This is a genomic window from Micromonospora sp. WMMA1998, from assembly GCF_027497375.1.
GTDB lineage: Bacteria > Actinomycetota > Actinomycetes > Mycobacteriales > Micromonosporaceae > Micromonospora > Micromonospora sediminicola.
In genome coordinates, this window is sequence record NZ_CP114911.1 from 5,435,043 (window position 1) to 5,452,153 (window position 17,111).

Genomic DNA, 17,111 nt, shown 5'->3' on the forward strand with positions numbered 1-17,111 from the left:
GCGCGCGACCGTTCGGTAGCGTGGCGGGCATGACGGACGACGGCGGGGCGGACGAGCGGGCGCGCAACGTCGAGGTGGTTCGGCGATACCTGCGGACGTTCGTCACCAAGGACCTCGCCGAGCTGGCCGAGGTGGTGCACGAGGACGTGGAGGTCTACGGCTCCGGTACGGCGGTGCGTGGCCGGCGGTGGCCTGAGGCGGCCGTCTCCTCGCCCGGCCTGACCGTGCTCGACCAGGAGATCCTGGAGATCTTCGCGGCGGAGGACCGGGTGGTGGTGTCGCTGGCGCATACCTACCGGCGGGACGCCACCGGGGCGACCACGGTGCAGAGCGCCTGCAAGATGTACCGGCTGGCCGGCGGGCGGATCGTGCAGTTCTGGGGCGAGCAGGACACCTACGGCCTGCTGCGCGGGCTCGGGCTGCTGCCGGACGGGCCGATCACGTTCTGACCGGGAGCGACGCGGCCGGGGGCGGGCCGGCCGGGCGCGGCGGGCACGTGTTCCATGGCGCGTTGCACCGCCCGGTAGATCTGCCCGAAGCGCAGCGCGTCGCCGGTGCGCAGCAGTCGCACCGGGCGGCCGTGCCAGCGGGCCCACATCTCCAGCTGGCGGCTGCCCCGCACGTACGAGCGGTCCAGGTGTTCGAAGAGCACGTCCGCGAGCGGGCCGACGGCGAGGCCGACGAGCACCGAGACCCCGACGATGGCGATGGTGACCACGGCGGAGCGGTGCAGCCAGACGGCCAGCCCGATGCCGAGCACGGCGGCCACCAGCGGGCCGGCGAGCGCGGCCCCGATCGCGCCCCGCCCGGCGAGCACCCGCCACGAGCGGTCGCCCCGCCGGTGCCACACCATGGTCAGCTCGGCCAGCGGGTAGCTGCGCCCGTCCACCCGTACCGCGCTGGACGTGACCTGGACCGACCGGTCGTCGTAGTAGGTGATCATGGCCTCACTCCCGGTGGCCGGCGACCCGGAGCCGTCGACACCACACTGTCTACCCCAACGATCCGGGTCGTAAGGTTGGCACGCTACTTCGACGCGGAAGTGAGGGCAGCGTGGGCGAGTTCGTCAGGCTGGAAGTGAAGGACGGCATCGGCACCATCCGGCTGGAGCGGCCGCCGATGAACGCGCTCAACACCCAGGTGCAGGAGGAGTTGCGCGCCGCCGCCGCGGCGGCCACCGCCGACGCCGAGGTCCGCGCCGTCATCGTGTACGGCGGGGAGAAGGTCTTCGCCGCCGGCGCGGACATCAAGGAGATGGCGGACATGTCCTACGTGGACATGGCCGAGCGGGCCGCCGACCTGTCCAGCGCGCTGGGCGCGATCGCCCGGATCCCCAAGCCGGTCGTCGCCGCGATCACCGGGTACGCGCTCGGTGGCGGCTGCGAGCTGGCGCTGGCCTGCGACTGGCGGATCGTGGCCGCCGACGCCAAGCTCGGCCAGCCGGAGATCAAGCTCGGCATCATCCCGGGCGCCGGTGGCACCCAGCGGCTGGCCCGGCTCGTCGGCCCGGCCCGCGCCAAGGATCTGATCATGACCGGGCGGATGGTCGACGCCGAGGAGGCGCTGCGCATCGGCCTGGCCGACCGGGTGGTCCCGGCCGCCGAGGTCTACGACGCCGCGGTGGCGTACGTGAAGCCGTTCCTGACCGGCCCGGTGCAGGCGCTGCGGGCGGCGAAGGCGGCGGTCGACGGTGGTCTGGACATGGACCTCACCTCCGGCCTGGCGTGGGAGAGCCAGCTCTTCGCGGCGCTGTTCGCCACCGACGACCGGCGCGAGGGCATGGCCGCGTTCGTGGAGAAGCGCAAGCCGGGCTTCACCGGCCGCTGACGCGAGAGCTGTTCACATCCGCGCTACCGGCCAGTAGCGTGTGACTCCGGTCGGGCGACGAAGGGGAGTGGCATGACGGAACACCTCGAGGGGCACGGCGGCGAGCTGGCGCTCGCGGCGTTGCGCGCGCACGGCGTACGGGAGATGTTCACGCTCTCGGGCGGGCACGTCTTCCCGCTCTACGACGCCGCGCACTCCGCGGGCTTCCCCCTCTACGACGTCCGGCACGAGCAGTCCGCCGTGTTCGCCGCCGAGGCGGTGGCCAAGCTCCAGCGCCGCCCCGGCCTGGCCGTGCTCACCGCCGGCCCCGGCGTCACCAACGGCGTCTCCGGACTGACCAGCGCGTTCTTCAACGCCTCGCCGGTGCTGGTGATGGGCGGGCGGGCGCCGCAGTTCCGCTGGGGTTCCGGCAGCCTCCAGGAGATGGACCACCTGCCGCTGGTCGCCCCGGTGACCAAGCACGCCGAGACGGTGTTCAGCGCCGACGACATCCCGCGGGCCGTCTCCGCGGCGCTGACCACCGCGCTCACCCCGCACCGCGGGCCGGTCTTCCTGGACTTCCCGCTGGAGGCGGTCTTCTCGGTCGGCGACGCCGAGCTGCCGGCGGTCACCGCGCCGGCGCCGATCGAGCCCGACCCGGACGAGGTGGCCCGGGCGGCCGGCCTGATCGCCGGCGCGTCCCGGCCGGTGATCATCGCCGGGTCGGACGTGTACGCCGGGGACGCCGTCGACGCGCTGCGCGCCGCCGCCGAGTCCCTCCAGGTGCCGGTGTTCACCAACGGCATGGGCCGGGGCGCGCTGCCGCCGACGCACCCGCTCGCCTTCGCCAAGGCCCGCCGGGTCGCGCTCAAGGGCGCCGACGTGGTCGTCGTGGTCGGCACGCCGCTGGACTTCCGGCTCTCCTTCGGCGACTTCGGCGACGCCACGGTGGTGCACGTGGTGGACGCGCCCAGCCAGCGCGCCGGCCACGTGCAGCCGGCCGCCGCGCCCGCCGGCGACCTGCGGCTGATCCTCGGCGCGTTCGCCGACCACACCGGCGACCGGGCCGACCACGCCGACTGGATCGCCGAGCTGCGGACCGCCGAGGACGCGGCGAAGGCCCGCGACGGCGAGGAGATGGCCGCCGAGACCGACCCGATCCGGCCGGCCCGGATCTACGGCGAGCTGCGCAAGGTGCTCGCCCCGGACGCCATCACCATCGGCGACGGCGGCGACTTCGTCTCGTACGCGGGCAGATACCTGGAGCCCGCCCAGCCCGGCACCTGGCTCGACCCCGGACCGTACGGCTGCCTCGGCACCGGCATGGGCTACGCGATGGGCGCCCGGGTCAGCCACCCGGACCGGCAGATCTGCGTGCTGATGGGCGACGGCGCGGCCGGCTTCTCGCTGATGGACGTGGAGTCGCTGGCCCGGCAGCAGCTGCCGGTGGTGATCGTGGTCGGCAACAACGGCATCTGGGGCCTGGAGAAGCACCCGATGCGGGCCATGTACGGCTACGACGTCGCCGCCGACCTCCAGCCGGGGCTGCGCTACGACAAGGTGGTCGAGGCGCTCGGCGGTGCGGGCGAGACGGTGGAGAAGGCCGCCGACCTCGGGCCGGCGCTGGGCCGCGCGTTCGACGCCGGCGTGCCGTACCTGGTCAACGTGCTGACCGACCCGGCCGACGCGTACCCCCGCTCGTCGAACCTGGCCTGAGCGCGACGGCCGCTCGCCGGGTGGCCGGCGGGCGGCCCCGCCCGGATCAGACCTCCGGGCGGTCCCGGTCGTCCGGCCGATCGCGCAGCTCCTGCTCGCGGCGCCGCAGGTCCTCCTCCCAACGGTGGAGGCGTTCCTGGTCCTCGTCGCGGGAGCGCTTGTCGAGCGAGGCGAGGAAGTCGGGGTCGTCGTCCGGTGCGAGCGGGCGGCGGGCCGGGGCGGCCGGACTGCCGGAACCGAGGACGCCGGCCGACCCGGCCGGGCGCTCGCGGCCGGCGACGAACCAGGCGATCGAGCCGATCAGCGGGAAGAAGAGGATCACCAGCACCCACACCAACCGGGGCAGCGCCTTGACCTGCCCGTCCTCGGCGGAGAGACAGCTGATCAGCGCGCAGACGGCGAGCACGATCTGGGCCAGGAAGAGCAGCACGTAGAGGCGGGCCATGCCCCATGATGGCGCACCCGGGACGGTCAGTGCACCCCACCGAGCACGTGCGCCACGCCGAGCAGCGCCAGCCCGGCCGCGCCGAGCGCGGTCAGCGGCACCGACCAGCGGGCGAGCCGGCGCGGCCCGGCGCCGGTGGCCCGACGCCAGTCCGCCAGCAGCACGGTCAGCCAGACCACGACCGCCGCGCCGGCCAGCGCCGCGTCGACGACCCGGCCGGTGAACGCCGGCCGGAGCTGGAGCAGCAGCACGGCGGTCAGCGTGAGCAGCGTCCGCCGCCAGGCCAGCCGGGTGCGTTCCGGCTGAAGGCCGGGATCCCGGGTCCCGGCGCGGTCGGTCATGAGGTTCCCCGCAGCAGCACCGCGACCACCAGGGCCAGCGCGCCGAGCGCGACGACCAGGGCGAGTACGGCCGGGAATCGGGAGGCCGGCAGCTCCTCGCCCAGTCGCATGGCCCGTTCGGTGCGGGCCCAGTGGTCCACCGCCCGGATCGACACGGTCGCGCCGAGCAGCAGCAACGCGACGGCGAGGACCTCCCGCAGGTGGACCAGCGGCAGCGGCGGGAGGAACTGGGCGGCGGCCAGCCCGCCGGCGACCAGCGCCAGCCCGGTCCGCAGCCAGGCCAGGAACGTCCGCTCGTTGGCCAGCGAGAAACGGTAGTCCGGCGGGCTGCCCACCGAACGCAGCTCGCGCGGGTCGAACCAGCGCCTGATCGACTCCCACACGCCGCCGATTATCCGCTTTGCCCCATGCCTAGCCTGAGGGGATGACCGATCTTGACGCGCGCGGTCTGCGCGACGCCTACGACAGCCAGATCCGCCCGGAGCTGCCCGACCCGCTGCCGGCCGGGGTGACCGTGGACCGGGACGGGCCGCTGTTCCGGGTCCTCGGCCTGGACCAGCGCGGTTTCCTCACCTACCGGACGCTGGACGGCCTGCTCGGCGCCGAGCTGGACGCGCTGATCGCGCGCCAGGTCGAGTTCTTCCGGGCCCGGGGCGAGGCGGTCGAGTGGAAGCTCGCCGGCCACGACGAGCCGGCCGACCTCGGCGACCGGCTGCGCGCCGCCGGCTTCGTCCCGGAGGACCTGGAGACCGTCGTGGTCGGCCCGGTGGCGCCGCTCGCCGCCGCCGTCCCGGTGCTCCCCGACGGGGTACGCCTGCGCGAGGTCACCGGCCGGGCCGACCTGGAGCGGATCGCCGCCATGGAGGCGGAGGTCTGGCACGACGACCGCAGCCACCTGGTCTACGCGCTGGCCCGGGAGATCGAGGCCGACCCGCAGTCGATCACGATCGTGGTGGCCGAGGCGGGCGAGACGGTGGTCAGCGCCGGCTGGATCCGCTACCAGGCGGGCACCGGGTTCGCCAGCCTCTGGGGCGGCTCGACGTTGCCGCAGTGGCGGAAGAAGGGCATCTACCGGGCGCTCGTCGCGTACCGGGCGCGGCTGGCGCAGCAACGCGGCAAGACGCTGGTGCAGGTGGACTGCTCGCCGGACAGCCGACCCATCCTGGAGCGGCTCGGGCTCGTTGCGGTCACCACCGCCACGCCCTACGTCTACACTCCGTGATCATGGACCGGTTGACGGCGGACGAGCAGCTCACCCTGAAGACCGGCGCGTTCGGCGCCGTCTTCCTGGTCTCCAACGCCGTGCCCGGGGTGCTGGCCATGGTGCGGGAGAGCATCGCCGCCTCCGGCGCGCTGGCCGACGTCGACGGCGTGGTCAAGGAGGCGTTGACCACCGGGCCGCTGCCGCAGCTGCCCCGGGACTCCGCGTTGGAGATCGAGTCCGTGGTGCTGCCCGCGCTGGGCCGGTCGGTGGAGATCCTGCGGGCCAAGTCGCCGGGGGACGTCGAGGCGTACCGGTCGGTGGTGCTGGCCGCGGCGGACCGGGTGGCCGAGGCGCACCGGGGGGTCGAGCCGGCCGAGGTCGCGGCCATCGACAAGATCAGGCGGGCGCTGGCCGAACCGGTCTGAGGGGCCGGTCCCCGCGCGGTGAGCTGCGTCACTCCGGGCCCCCGGGGTGGTGATGCTACTTGCGGGTAACATTGGCCCGTGGGCAAGTGCACAGCACCCTGCGGTTGACCGACCGTTAAGTCACGCGGGAGGCTGCGCCCGTGACCGGGCGAGTGATCGCTACACCAAACAGGAGGGTCGTCGAAGCGCGATGAACATCGTCGTACTCGTCAAGCAGGTGCCCGATTCGGGCGCGGACCGCAACCTGCGTTCAGACGACAACACCGTCGACCGCGGTTCGGCGAACAACGTCATCAACGAGATGGACGAGTACGCCATCGAGGAGGCGTTGAAGATCAAGGAGGCGCACGGCGGCGAGGTCACCATCCTGACCATGGGTCCGGACCGGGCGACCGAGTCGATCCGCAAGGCGCTCTCCATGGGGCCGGACAAGGCCGTCCACGTCGTCGACGACGCGCTGCACGGCTCCTGCGCCGTGGCCACCTCGAAGGTGCTCGCGGCCGCCCTCGGGCAGCTCAACGCCGACCTGGTCATCTGCGGCGCCGAGTCGACCGACGGCCGAGTCCAGGTCATGCCGCACATGATCGCCGAGCGGCTGGGTGTCGCCGCCCTCACCGGCGCGCGCAAGCTCACCGTCGACGGCTCGACCCTGACCGCCGAGCGGCAGACCGAGGAGGGCTACGAGGTGGTCACCGCCTCGACCCCGGCCGTCGTGTCGGTCTGGGACACCATCAACGAGCCGCGCTACCCGTCCTTCAAGGGCATCATGGCCGCCAAGAAGAAGCCGGTGCAGACGCTCTCCCTGGGCGACCTGGGCGTGGCCCCGGCCGAGGTGGGCTTCGACGGCGCCACCAGCGCCGTGGTCGAGCACTCCAAGCGCCCGCCGCGCTCCGGCGGCGAGAAGATCACCGACGAGGGCGAGGGCGGCGTCAAGCTGGTCGAGTTCCTCGCCACCGAGAAGTTCGTGTGAGAGGTCTGGACATGTCTGAGGTTCTCGTCGTCGTCGAAGCCACCAAGGAATTCGGCGTCAAGAAGGTCACCCTGGAGATGCTCACCCTCGCCCGCGAGCTGGGCACGCCGAGCGCGGTCGTGCTCGGCGGCGCCGGCGCCGCCGAGGCGCTGAGCGCCAAGCTGGGCGAGTACGGCGCGGAGAAGATCTACGCCGCCGAGGGCGAGGAGATCGACGGCTTCCTGGTGGCGCCGAAGGCCACCGTGGTCGCCGAGCTGGTCAAGCGGGTGCAGCCGGCCGCCGTGCTGCTCGCCTCGTCGCAGGAGGGCAAGGAGATCGCCGCCCGCCTCGCGGTCAAGCTGGACAACGGCATCCTGACCGACGTGGTCGCCCTGGACGCCGACGGCACCGCGACCCAGGTCGCGTTCGCCGGCTCCACCATCGTCAAGTCCAAGGTCACCAAGGGCCTGCCGCTGGTCACCGTCCGGCCCAACTCGCTCAACCCGACCCCGGCCGCGGCCACCCCGGCCGTCGAGCAGCTCACCGTGTCGGTCACCGACGCGGACAAGCTGGCCAAGGTCGTCGAGCGGGTCGCCGAGCAGAAGGGCTCCCGCCCCGAGCTGACCGAGGCGTCGGTGGTCGTCTCCGGCGGTCGCGGTGTCGGCAACGCCGACAACTTCAAGCTGGTCGAGGAGCTGGCCGACCTGCTCGGCGGCGCGGTCGGCGCGTCCCGCGCGGCGGTCGACTCCGGCTTCTACCCGCACCAGTTCCAGGTCGGCCAGACCGGCAAGACCGTCTCCCCGCAGCTCTACGTCGCGCTCGGCATCTCCGGCGCGATCCAGCACCGGGCCGGCATGCAGACCTCGAAGACGATCGTCGCGGTGAACAAGGACGCCGAGGCGCCGATCTTCGAGCTGGCCGACTACGGCGTGGTCGGTGACCTGTTCAAGATCGTGCCACAGGCCGCCGAGGAGATCCGCAAGCGGAAGTGACCCCTGGGTCACGAACGAAGGCCGCCGCCCGGTGCACCGGGCGGCGGCCTTCTTCTTTCGGGAGCTGATCGGCGGGCCGGGGAGCTGAGCCGGCCCGCCGATCAGCCCGTCAGGGTGCCCCTCAACAGGCTGTCGCCGGAGTGGCGGGTGTTGTTGTCGTACTGCTCGGCGCTGATGTCGACCACCGAGTAGGTGCGCAGGTCGACGTTCGGAGGGATGGGCAGCAGCGCGTCCCCCGATCCGTTGCTCAGCGTACCCACCGAGAACATCTCCATCGTCTTGGGATCGATCAGCCAGACCTCGTAGTACCCCGGAACGTTCGGGAGATTCGCCACGTGCAGGTGCAACTGGTTGTCGCCGAGAACCCGGGCGTCGCCGGAGGCGTCCTTCGGGGTCGCCCCGAAGGCGGCGAGCGGCGCGCTGGCCAGCACCGTCGGCTGCGGTGCGGGTTCGTCGCCGCCGGTGCCGAGCACCGCGGCGGTCCCGGCCACGCCGATCACCGCGGCGGCGGTGGCGGTGACCGCGGTGGTCGCCCAGCCCGGCCAGCGCCGCCCGCGACGCCGACGTGCCGTGGTGGCCGGGCGCTCCTGCACCGCGACCTGCTCGCCGCCGCGCGGTGGACGCCGGTCGGCCAACGTGGGCAGTTCCTCGGCGGCCCGGATTTCGGCGACGATGCCCTGCCAGACGTGCTCCGGCGGGTCGGGCAGGTCGGTCAGGCCCTGGGTGCCGGCACCCAGCCCGGCGACGTGCTGGAGCGTCTCCAGTTCCCCCCGGCAGTGCCCACAGGTGTCGAGATGGGTGGCTTCACCGTCGGCCGCCTCGCTCTCACCGAGCGCCAGAAAGACCAGCCGGTCGTGGTCCAGGTGCTGCACCGTCCACCTCCCATCTGCGCTTCAGGCTCTGCATGCCGCGCCGGATATGGCTCTTGACCGTGCCGAGCGGCACTCCGGTCACGGTCGCGATCTGCTGGTGTGTCAGGTCGTCGTAGAACGCCAGCTCCAGCATCCGACGCTGCTCGTCGGGGAGCCGGGCCAGCTCGTCGGCGACCACCAGCCGATCGACCACCGTGTCGGGGTCGGGGCCGGTGGAGACCGGCTCGGGAAGTTGCCGGACCGTCTCGACCACCCGGGTCTCCCGGGCCGAGGCCCGGATCCGGTCGACCACCTTGCGCCGCCCGATGCCGAGCAGCCAGCCGATGAGTGATCCCTTCGCCGGGTCGAACGTCTCCCGGCCGAGCCAGGCGGCCACGAAGGTCGCCTGCGTCACGTCCTCGGCGTCGCTCCGGTTGACCAGCGTCGTGGTGGCCAGGTGCAGCACCGCTCGGCCGTACCGGTCGTACGCCTCTCGCAGGGCGGCCTCGTCGCCGTCGCGGAACCGCGTCGCGAGGTCGTCCTCGCCGGGCGGTTCGGGGCCCTGCCTCGCCGCCGTCACCGGGCGGCTCGCCTTCCGTGGGGCATGCCCGACTGTAACTCCCACAGTCACCGCCCCACGCTCCTGGTGTGTCCGCCACGACGCTCGTCACCTTCCCTTCGTCGCCGAGGGGGTCGGCGGATGCGTCCGGGAGGAAGAAAAGAAATCGGATCCGGGGCGCATCCGGGGGTGACGGAGCCGGCGTAACCCGTTCTGCAAGCCAGGCCTGACGAATCAGCACCAACTACCAGGAGGCAGACAATGCAGCTCGCCATGTTCCGTCGGGTCGCCGCGGGCGGCGCGGTGGCCGCCCTCACCTTCGCCGGTGTCGGCGCCGCCACCATGAGCCCGGCCTACGCCGCCTCGTCGAAGGTCTCCGTGGTGCACGGCATTCCGGACACCCCGGTCGACGTGTACGTCAACGGCAAGAAGACGCTGGACAACTTCAAGCCCGGCGACGTGGCCGGCCCGCTGACCCTGCCCGAGGGGGAGTACGACATCGCCCTGACCAAGCCCGGCGAGGCGATCGACAAGGCGATCCTCAAGGTCGACGACGCCGAGGTGCCGGGCGGGGCGAACATCAGCCTCGCCGCACACCTGAGCGCCGACGGCAAGCCGCAGATCACCCCGTTCGTCAACGACGTGTCCAAGGTGGGCGCCGGCAAGGCCCGGCTGATCGTCCGGCACACCGCCGCGGCGCCGGCCGTCGACGTGCGGGCCGGTGGCAAGCCGGTCTTCGAGGGCCTGACCAACCCCAAGGAGGCCAAGGCCGACGTGGCCGCCGGCTCCGTGAAGGCGGACGTGGTGCTCGCCGGCACCGACACCGTCGCCATCGGCCCGGCCGACCTGAACCTCAAGGAGGGCACCGCCACCATCGTCTACGCGATCGGCTCCGCCGACGCCAAGAACCTGGACCTGGTCGCGCAGACCATCAGCGGTCTGCACTCGGCGCCGGGCGGCGTGCCCAGCGGCACCGGCGGTCAGGCCGGCACCGGCGTGGACACCTGGTGGTACGTGCTGGCGGGCGCCGGCGTGCTGCTGCTGGTCGGCGGCGGGGCGCGGGTGGCCACCGCCCGGGCCGGTCGCCGGTGACGGTGCGCAATCGCGGGGCGCTGGCGGCGATGGCCGCCGGCGCCGCCGCGCTCTCCGTCGCGGCCCTGGTGGCCTGCGGTTCGCAACCCGCCGAGGACGTCGGGGCCGACGAGGCGGCGGCCCTGGCCAGCTCCACGCCCGCCCCGTCGGCGACGCCCACGGCGGCCGGGGACGCGTCGGTGCCGGTGAACGCGGGCACCCTCCCGGCGGACGGCGCGACAGTGCCCCCGGTCCGGCTGAGCATCCCGCCGATCAAGGTCACCGCGACCGTCAACCCGGTCGGCATCAACGACCGCACGAACGAGTTCGAGGTGCCGCCGAGCGTGGACCAGGTCGGCTGGTACCGCTACGGCCCCGGCCTGGAGGCCGGTGCCGGTTCGGTGGTCATCGCCGGGCACGTGGACAGCGCCGAGCAGGGCAAGGGGGCGTTCTTCCGGCTACGTGAGCTGGATCGGGGAGACACGCTCACCGCCACCGGCTCGGACGGCGAGGAGCGCCGCTACCGGGTGGTGGCCCGGGAGGAGTACACCAAGACGAAGATCCCGCTGGACCGGTACTTCGCCCGGGACGGCAGCCCGCGTCTCACGCTGATCACCTGCGGTGGTCCGTTCGACCCGAAGACCCGGCACTACCGGGACAACATCGTCGTCACCGCGGTTCCCTCATGAGGAGTCGGACCACCCGTCCCACCGCCGTGCGGGACGGGTGGTCCGGCCCCCGGTGGCACGCCCACCGGCCGTTAGGCTGAACGGTGATGGCATACCTGGATCACGCGGCGACGACCCCGATGCTCGACGAGGCACTCGAGGCGTACGTCGCCACCGCCCGCGAGGTGGGCAACGCGTCGTCGCTGCACGCGGCGGGCCGCCGTGCCCGGCGGCGGGTGGAGGAGTCCCGGGAGCGGGTGGCCGCCGCGCTCGGCGCCCGCCCCTCCGAGGTGATCTTCACCGGCGGTGGCACGGAGAGCGACAACCTCGCCGTGAAGGGCATCTTCTGGGCCCGGCGGGCCGACCGGGCCGAGCGGGTCCGGGTGGTCTCCAGCGCGGTCGAGCACCACGCCGTGCTCGACGCGGTCGACTGGCTGGTCGCGCACGAGGGCGCGCAGGTCGGCTGGCTGCCGGTGGACGCCGCCGGGCGGCTCGACCCGGAGCGGCTCGGGGCAGAGCTGGCCGAGCACGGCGACCGCGTGGCGGTGGTCACGGCGATGTGGGCGAACAACGAGGTGGGCACCGTCCAGCCGGTGGCCGAGCTGGCCGCGGTCGCCGCCGCGCGCGGGGTGCCGTTCCACACCGACGCGATCCAGGCGGTCGGGCAGGTCCCGGTCGACTTCGCCGCGAGCGGCGTGTCCGCGCTCACCGTGACCGGGCACAAGCTGGGCGGTCCGGCCGGCGTCGGCGCGCTGCTGCTGGCCCGCGACGTCGCCGCCACCCCGCTGCTGCACGGCGGCGGCCAGGAGCGCGACGTGCGCTCCGGCACCCTGGACACGGCCGGCATCGTCGCGTTCGCGGTCGCCGTCGAGGCCGCGGTCAAGAACCAGCAGGAGTACGCGGCCCGGATCGCCGCGCTCCGCGACGAGCTGGTGGAGCGGGTCCGCCGGGCGGTCCCCGAGGTGGTCTTCAACGGCGACCCGACCGACCGGCTCCCCGGCAACGCGCACTTCTCCTTCCCCGGCTGCGAGGGCGACGCGTTGCTGCTGCTCCTCGACGCCCAGGGCATCGCCTGCTCGACCGGGTCGGCCTGCTCGGCCGGTGTGGCCCAGCCCTCGCACGTGCTGCTGGCCATGGGCGCCGACGACGACCGGGCCCGGTCCTCGCTGCGGTTCACGCTGGGGCACACCAGCACCGGCGCCGACGTCGACGCGCTGATCGCCGCGCTGCCGGCCGCCGTGGAGCGGGCCCGCCGCGCGGCCGCCCTCCGCACGCCCCGCTGACCCGGATACCCTCGGTGAGGACGAGGGGAGTGGGCCGGTGAGGGTTCTGGCGGCGATGTCGGGCGGAGTGGACTCCGCCGTGGCGGCGGCGCGGGCGGTGGAGGCCGGGCACGACGTGACCGGGGTGCACCTGGCGCTGGCCCGCAACCCGCAGACCTACCGCACCGGCGCGCGCGGGTGCTGCACGCTGGAGGACTCCCGGGACGCCCGGCGGGCCGCGGACGTGCTGGGCATCCCGTTCTACGTGTGGGACATGGCGGACCGGTTCCACGACGACGTGGTCGACGACTTCGTCGCCGAGTACGCGGCCGGCCGTACCCCGAACCCGTGCCTGCGCTGCAACGAGAAGATCAAGTTCGCCGCGGTGCTGGACCGGGCCGTGGCCCTGGGCTTCGACGCCGTGGTCACCGGCCACCACGCCCGGCTGGGCCCGGACGGCCTGCTGCGGCGCAGCGTCGACGCGGCCAAGGACCAGTCGTACGTCCTCGCGGTGCTGACCCGCGCGCAGCTGGACCGGTCGATCTTCCCGCTGGGCGACTCGAGCAAGGCCGAGGTGCGCGCGGAGGCGGCCCGGCGCGGCCTCGCCGTCGCCGACAAGCCGGACTCGCACGACATCTGCTTCATCGCCGACGGCGACACCCGCGGCTTCCTGGCCGAGCGGCTGGGCGAGGCGCCCGGCCAGGTCGTCGACGCGCTCACCGGCGCGGTGGTGGGCAGCCACAGCGGCGCCTACCAGTACACCGTCGGACAGCGGCGCGGGCTGCACCTGGACCGGCCGGCGCCGGACGGCCGGCCGCGCTACGTGCTCTCCATCACCCCGACGACCAACACGGTGACCGTCGGCCCGGCCGAGGCGCTGGAGGTCTCCTCGGTGCGTGCCCTGCGGCCGGTCTGGACCGGCGGGCCGCGCCCGGACGGGCCGATCGAGTGCGAGGTGCAGTTGCGGGCGCACGGCGACGTGGTCCCGGCCGCCGTCTCGGTGGACGCCGACGGCCTCCGCGCGTCGCTGCGTCGCCCGGTCCGCGGGGTCGCCGCCGGCCAGGCCATCGTGGCCTACCGGCCGGACCCGGCCGGCGACGTGGTCCTCGGCTCCGCCACCATCACCGCCTGACCGCGGTCCCCGGGCGGCGGGTCCCCGGCGGCGGGTCCCCGGCGGCGGGTCCCTGGCGGCGGGTCCCTGGCGGCGGGTCCCTGGCCGCGTGGGTCCTGGCCGCCGGACCCTGGCCGCGTGGACCCGGCCGCGACGGGCCGGGCCAGCCGGGGGCGGGAGCGCGCCCCCGGAGCTGGCCGTCGAGGTTGACGCCCGCCGCCGTGCCGGTCTGCTCCGCCTAGGTCGCCCAGGTCGCCCAGGTCGCCCAGGTCGCCCAGGTCGCTCCGGCAGGCCGTTGGCGTACCCGACGGTCGCCTTTCGAGCTGATAGCGCAGACGACTCAACCGCCGCGCAGGCCCGCTGAGTCGTTCCTGATATCAGCTCGAAAGCGTGCTCCGAGCGACCATCCGCCGCCGGTCCCGCGCGGACGGGGGCGGGCAGTGACCGCGTCGATGTGTGGGGACGGTGCGTCCACGTGCGGCGTGACCGGTGCGGGCTGCCAGGTCGTGCCGTCGTGCCGTCGTGCCGTCGTGCCGTCGTGCCGTCGTGCCGTCGTGCCGTCGTGCCGTCGTGCCGTCGTGGCGGGCGAGGGGGCGTCGGCCCCGGGCCCGCGTCCCCCCGCGCCCGGCCGGAGGCAGCGGATAGGCTGCGGCGGTGACTGAGCAGGCGTGGCCCTGGCCCACCGGCGCGGCGACCGGGATCGGGTCGCTGCCCGGCACCGACATCGCCGAGGCGCAGCGGATCGTGCTCGGTGAGCTGCCGGCACTGCCGCACCTGCCGGAGCTGCCCGCCCGGGGCCCCGGCGCGGACCTGCTCGGGCGCACCGCCGGCCTGCTGGTCGAGCTTCCGGTCGAGCTGTACGCGGCCCGCTGGCGGATCGCCCCGCGCCCCGGCCGCGACCTGCGCCGGGCCCGGGACCTGATGGAACGCGACCTCGACCAGCTCGCCGAGCAGGCCGAGGAGTACGCCGGTCCGGTCAAGGTCCAGGCCGCCGGCCCGTTCACCCTGGCGGCCGCGCTGGAGCTGCCGATCGGCGGCCGGCTGCTGCGCGACCCCGGCGCGGTACGCGACCTCGCCGGCTCGTTGGGCGAGGGGCTGCGGGGGCACGTCGCTGCGGTGGCCCGTCGGCTGCCCCGCGCCTCGGTGCTGCTCCAGCTCGACGAGCCGTCCCTGCCGGCGGTGCTGGCCGGCCGCGTGCCCACCGAGAGCGGGCTCGGCACCCACCGTCCGGTCGAGGGCGAGGTGGCCCGGGCGCTGCTGGGTGGCGTGATCGAGGCGGCCGGGGCGCCCATACTGGTGCACTGCTGCGCGCCGGACGTGCCGCTGGAGCTGATCCGCTCCGCCGGGGCGGTCGGCGTCGCCCTCGACCTGTCGCTGCTCACCGACCTGGACCCGCTCGGCGAGGCGATCGACGCCGGGCTCGGGCTGCTGGCCGGCGCCGCGCCGACGCTGCCGCCGGCCGGTGGGCGGGCGCCCACGTCCGCCGAGGTGGCGACCCGGGTCCGCCGGGTCTGGGACCAGCTCGGCTTCCCCCGTCGCCGGCTCGCCGAGCAGGTGGTGGTCACCCCCGCGTGCGGTCTGGCCGGCGCGAGCCCGGCGTACGCCCGCGCGGTGCTGACCGCCTGCCGGGACGCCGGGCGGCGGCTCGCCGAGGAGTGACGTTTCCCGTCGTACCCCGGGGGCAGGATGACCGGCATGATCGGACGACTGCGTTCCACGGTGATCGACTGCCCTGACCCGCGTGCGTTGGCCGGCTTCTACGCCGAGCTGCTCGGCCTGCCCGTGCTCGAGGACAATTCCGACGGCGACGACTGGGTGGTGCTCGGCGGCCCGCCCGGGCACCAGCCCCGCCTCGCCTTCCAGAAGGCGCTCGACCTGCGCGCCCCGGCGTGGCCCGACCCGGAGCGTCCGCAACAGTTCCACCTGGACGTGACCGTTGACGACATCGAGGCGGCCGAGAAGGCGGCGCTGGCGCTCGGGGCGCGGCGGCTGCGCGGCGAGGGTGACGGCTGGCGGGTCTACGCCGATCCGGCCGGCCACCCGTTCTGCCTCTGCTGGGACTGACCGGCCCTGGTTTGCGCGGCCGGGGCATGATCGCCACCGTGACCGCCTCCACCCCCCGCCGCGCCGCCGGGTCGCTCTTCGGCCTGGCCTACGGCGACGCCCTGGGCAAGCCGACCGAGTTCCTCACCGTCACCGAGATCGTCCGGCGCTACGGCCCGGCCGGTCCGCGCGAGCTGGAGGGTGACCCGGCGCTGGTCACCGACGACACCCAGATGGCGCTGGCGGTCGCCTGGGCGGTGCACGACGCGCCGGCCCTCACCGCCGAGGCGGTGGAGCCGCTGCTGCGGCAGCGCTTCCTCGACTGGGCGGCCAGCCCGGAGAACAACCGCGCCCCCGGCATGACGTGCCTGCGGGCCTGTGCCGAGCTGGACCGGGGCACCCGCTGGCAGGAGGCCACCGTGGCCGGCTCGAAGGGCTGCGGGGCGAACATGCGGGTCACCCCGGTCGGGCTGCTCGACGTCGATCTCGACACCCTCGCCGGGTTGGCGCAGCTCCAGGCCGGCCTCACCCACGGCCACCCGACCGCCCTGGCGGCGAGCGAGCTGACCGCGTACGCGGTCCGGCTGCTGCGCGACGGCGCGGCGCTGCCCGAGCTGCCCGGCCTGCTCACCGAGCGGGCCCACGAGCAGCGCACGGTCTACCGGGACGACTGGCTCGGCGACCTGTGGCAGCGGCCGGGGGAGCGCAGCGCGGCCGAGTTCGCGGCCCGGGGCTGGGACGACTGCCTGCGGGTGCTCGGCCGGTTGGAGGCGGCGCTGGCCCGCCCCGACGACGGCGGCGACCTGTGCCGGCTCACCGGCGAGGGGTGGATCGCCGAGGAGGCGCTCGCCACCGCGCTGCTCTGCGCGCTGCGGCACCCCGACGACCCGGTCGGCGCGCTGGCCCGGGGCGCCACCACCGCCGGCGACTCGGACTCCATCGCCGCGCTGGCCGGCGCGTTCGTCGGGGCCGCGCACGGGATGGCGGCCTGGCCGGCCGGGTGGGCCGACCGGATCGAGTACGCCGACCAGCTCGGCGCGCTCGCCGACGCGCTCGACTGAGCGGCCGTCGTTCCCCGGCTCAGGCGGCCAGATGGGGGAGCCGGCGGACGCCGCGCCAGAGGTCGGGGTCGCAGGTGCCGGCGCGGTCGGCGAACGCGTCCAGCGGCACCGGGATCGGCTCGCTGACGTCGAGGAAGCTGTCGTGGTCCGCGCCCGGGTCCCAGCTGCGGGTCGGGATCGGCAGGTGGTCGTCCCGGTCCGACTTGTCCTGGCTGGTGATCTTCAGGACGTCGGCGTCCCGGCCGTCGACCCGCAGCACCAGGCAGGGGCGCACCTTCGAGCCGGTCCCGTCCGCGTAGGGCACGTCGGCCCACCAGATCTCGCCGGGCCGGGGCCGGTCCCCGGCCGGCGCGCGGCCGTCGCGCGGCCTCGGCGGCGCGCCGGTCCGGCCGCCCCGGGGACCGCGCTCGGGCCGCCCGGCGCCCGGGCGACGTCGGTCGGCCGACCGGGTACGCGGGCCGGTCCCGGTGGACCGGCGGCGCCACTCGCCCCACAGCCAGCCGGCGGCCACGCAGACCACGATCACCAGCGCCCAGATCAGCCCGTCGCGCATCCGTACCCCGCCTTCCGTCCGTTCCGGCCCAGCGCCGCCGCCGCGATCGTCGCA

General features: G+C 74.6%; 21 protein-coding genes. 14 read left to right on the forward strand and 7 right to left on the reverse strand.

Features of this window, described 5'->3' with window-relative positions:
* Positions 1-29 precede the first annotated feature (29 nt).
* Positions 30-449 carry a nuclear transport factor 2 family protein gene (locus tag O7600_RS25295; RefSeq protein ID WP_281590964.1) on the forward strand — a complete coding sequence of 140 codons (420 nt, stop codon included), beginning with the start codon at positions 30-32 and terminating at the stop codon, positions 447-449.
* On the opposite strand, the gene O7600_RS25300 is transcribed toward O7600_RS25295, so the two are convergent.
* Positions 395-943, reverse strand: coding sequence for a DUF6232 family protein (locus O7600_RS25300; RefSeq protein WP_281590965.1), 549 nt, complete (start codon positions 941-943; stop codon positions 395-397). The two genes, O7600_RS25295 and O7600_RS25300, sit on opposite strands and share 55 nt — an antisense overlap.
* Before the next feature lie 110 nt (positions 944-1,053).
* Here O7600_RS25300 and O7600_RS25305 point away from each other — a divergent pair, with 110 nt between their 5' ends.
* Together O7600_RS25305 and O7600_RS25310 are read left to right on the forward strand one after the other, a co-directional pair.
* Positions 1,054-1,827, forward strand: coding sequence for an enoyl-CoA hydratase-related protein (locus O7600_RS25305; protein ID WP_281590966.1), 774 nt, complete (start codon positions 1,054-1,056; stop codon positions 1,825-1,827).
* Between the two features lie 72 nt (positions 1,828-1,899).
* The gene (locus O7600_RS25310; protein WP_281590967.1) at positions 1,900-3,522 is read left to right on the forward strand and encodes an acetolactate synthase; all 1,623 of its coding nucleotides are present in this window, start codon (positions 1,900-1,902) and stop codon (positions 3,520-3,522) included.
* A 46-nt stretch (positions 3,523-3,568) separates the two neighbouring features.
* Here the strand turns inward: O7600_RS25310 and O7600_RS25315 are convergent, their stop codons facing one another.
* Genes O7600_RS25315 through O7600_RS25325 form a run of 3 tightly spaced genes read right to left on the reverse strand, consistent with a single transcriptional unit; the run spans position 3,569 to position 4,691 of the window.
* The gene (locus tag O7600_RS25315) at positions 3,569-3,967 is read right to left on the reverse strand and encodes a PLD nuclease N-terminal domain-containing protein (protein WP_281590968.1); all 399 of its coding nucleotides are present in this window, start codon (positions 3,965-3,967) and stop codon (positions 3,569-3,571) included.
* A 26-nt stretch (positions 3,968-3,993) separates the two neighbouring features.
* Positions 3,994-4,308 (reverse strand): DUF202 domain-containing protein, encoded by a 315-nt coding sequence (locus tag O7600_RS25320; protein ID WP_281590969.1) that lies wholly within the window; start codon positions 4,306-4,308, stop codon positions 3,994-3,996.
* Complete coding sequence (locus tag O7600_RS25325; protein ID WP_281590970.1) at positions 4,305-4,691, reverse strand: DUF202 domain-containing protein; 387 nt, start codon at positions 4,689-4,691, stop codon at positions 4,305-4,307. The genes O7600_RS25320 and O7600_RS25325 overlap by 4 nt, the downstream gene beginning before the upstream one ends.
* Positions 4,692-4,732: 41 nt before the next feature.
* Here O7600_RS25325 and O7600_RS25330 point away from each other — a divergent pair, with 41 nt between their 5' ends.
* The 4 genes from O7600_RS25330 to O7600_RS25345 all read left to right on the forward strand — a co-directional run bounded on the left by O7600_RS25330 (position 4,733) and on the right by O7600_RS25345 (position 7,878).
* Positions 4,733-5,530, forward strand: a complete 798-nt coding sequence (locus O7600_RS25330) for a GNAT family N-acetyltransferase (protein WP_281590971.1) — start codon at positions 4,733-4,735, stop codon at positions 5,528-5,530.
* A 2-nt stretch (positions 5,531-5,532) separates the two neighbouring features.
* A complete protein-coding gene (locus tag O7600_RS25335) occupies positions 5,533-5,937 on the forward strand; it encodes a hypothetical protein (RefSeq protein WP_281590972.1) in 405 nt (134 codons plus the stop codon).
* Between the two features lie 190 nt (positions 5,938-6,127).
* Positions 6,128-6,907, forward strand: a complete 780-nt coding sequence (locus O7600_RS25340; protein ID WP_091580717.1) for an electron transfer flavoprotein subunit beta/FixA family protein — start codon at positions 6,128-6,130, stop codon at positions 6,905-6,907.
* Between the two features lie 11 nt (positions 6,908-6,918).
* Positions 6,919-7,878, forward strand: coding sequence for an electron transfer flavoprotein subunit alpha/FixB family protein (locus O7600_RS25345; protein WP_091580710.1), 960 nt, complete (start codon positions 6,919-6,921; stop codon positions 7,876-7,878).
* Between the two features lie 101 nt (positions 7,879-7,979).
* On the opposite strand, the gene O7600_RS25350 is transcribed toward O7600_RS25345, so the two are convergent.
* Complete coding sequence (locus O7600_RS25350; RefSeq protein WP_281590973.1) at positions 7,980-8,750, reverse strand: anti-sigma factor; 771 nt, start codon at positions 8,748-8,750, stop codon at positions 7,980-7,982.
* A complete protein-coding gene (locus O7600_RS25355; RefSeq protein ID WP_281590974.1) occupies positions 8,704-9,309 on the reverse strand; it encodes a sigma-70 family RNA polymerase sigma factor in 606 nt (201 codons plus the stop codon). Before O7600_RS25355 ends, O7600_RS25350 begins: the two co-directional genes overlap by 47 nt.
* 240 nt (positions 9,310-9,549) lie before the next feature.
* Here O7600_RS25355 and O7600_RS25360 point away from each other — a divergent pair, with 240 nt between their 5' ends.
* The 7 genes from O7600_RS25360 (at position 9,550) to O7600_RS25390 (ending at position 16,504) form a co-directional block, all read left to right on the forward strand.
* Positions 9,550-10,380: a DUF4397 domain-containing protein gene (locus O7600_RS25360; RefSeq protein WP_091580697.1), complete on the forward strand. Its 831-nt coding sequence runs from the start codon at positions 9,550-9,552 to the stop codon at positions 10,378-10,380.
* Positions 10,377-11,048 (forward strand): class F sortase, encoded by a 672-nt coding sequence (locus O7600_RS25365; protein ID WP_281590975.1) that lies wholly within the window; start codon positions 10,377-10,379, stop codon positions 11,046-11,048. The genes O7600_RS25360 and O7600_RS25365 overlap by 4 nt, the downstream gene beginning before the upstream one ends.
* Before the next feature lie 86 nt (positions 11,049-11,134).
* Positions 11,135-12,310: a cysteine desulfurase family protein gene (locus tag O7600_RS25370; protein WP_281590976.1), complete on the forward strand. Its 1,176-nt coding sequence runs from the start codon at positions 11,135-11,137 to the stop codon at positions 12,308-12,310.
* 37 nt (positions 12,311-12,347) lie between these two features.
* Positions 12,348-13,421 (forward strand): tRNA 2-thiouridine(34) synthase MnmA, encoded by a 1,074-nt coding sequence (gene mnmA, locus O7600_RS25375; protein WP_281590977.1) that lies wholly within the window; start codon positions 12,348-12,350, stop codon positions 13,419-13,421.
* A 633-nt stretch (positions 13,422-14,054) separates the two neighbouring features.
* A complete protein-coding gene (locus O7600_RS25380) occupies positions 14,055-15,059 on the forward strand; it encodes a methionine synthase (RefSeq protein WP_281590978.1) in 1,005 nt (334 codons plus the stop codon).
* A 36-nt stretch (positions 15,060-15,095) separates the two neighbouring features.
* The gene (locus tag O7600_RS25385) at positions 15,096-15,464 is read left to right on the forward strand and encodes a VOC family protein (protein WP_281590979.1); all 369 of its coding nucleotides are present in this window, start codon (positions 15,096-15,098) and stop codon (positions 15,462-15,464) included.
* Between the two features lie 26 nt (positions 15,465-15,490).
* On the forward strand, positions 15,491-16,504 hold the full coding sequence (locus O7600_RS25390) for an ADP-ribosylglycohydrolase family protein (protein WP_281590980.1): 1,014 nt from the start codon (positions 15,491-15,493) through the stop codon (positions 16,502-16,504).
* A gap of 19 nt (positions 16,505-16,523) precedes the next feature.
* On the opposite strand, the gene O7600_RS25395 is transcribed toward O7600_RS25390, so the two are convergent.
* Entirely contained in the window at positions 16,524-17,057 is a 534-nt protein-coding gene (locus O7600_RS25395; protein ID WP_281590981.1) for a type II toxin-antitoxin system PemK/MazF family toxin, read from the reverse strand.
* Positions 17,058-17,111 lie beyond the last annotated feature (54 nt).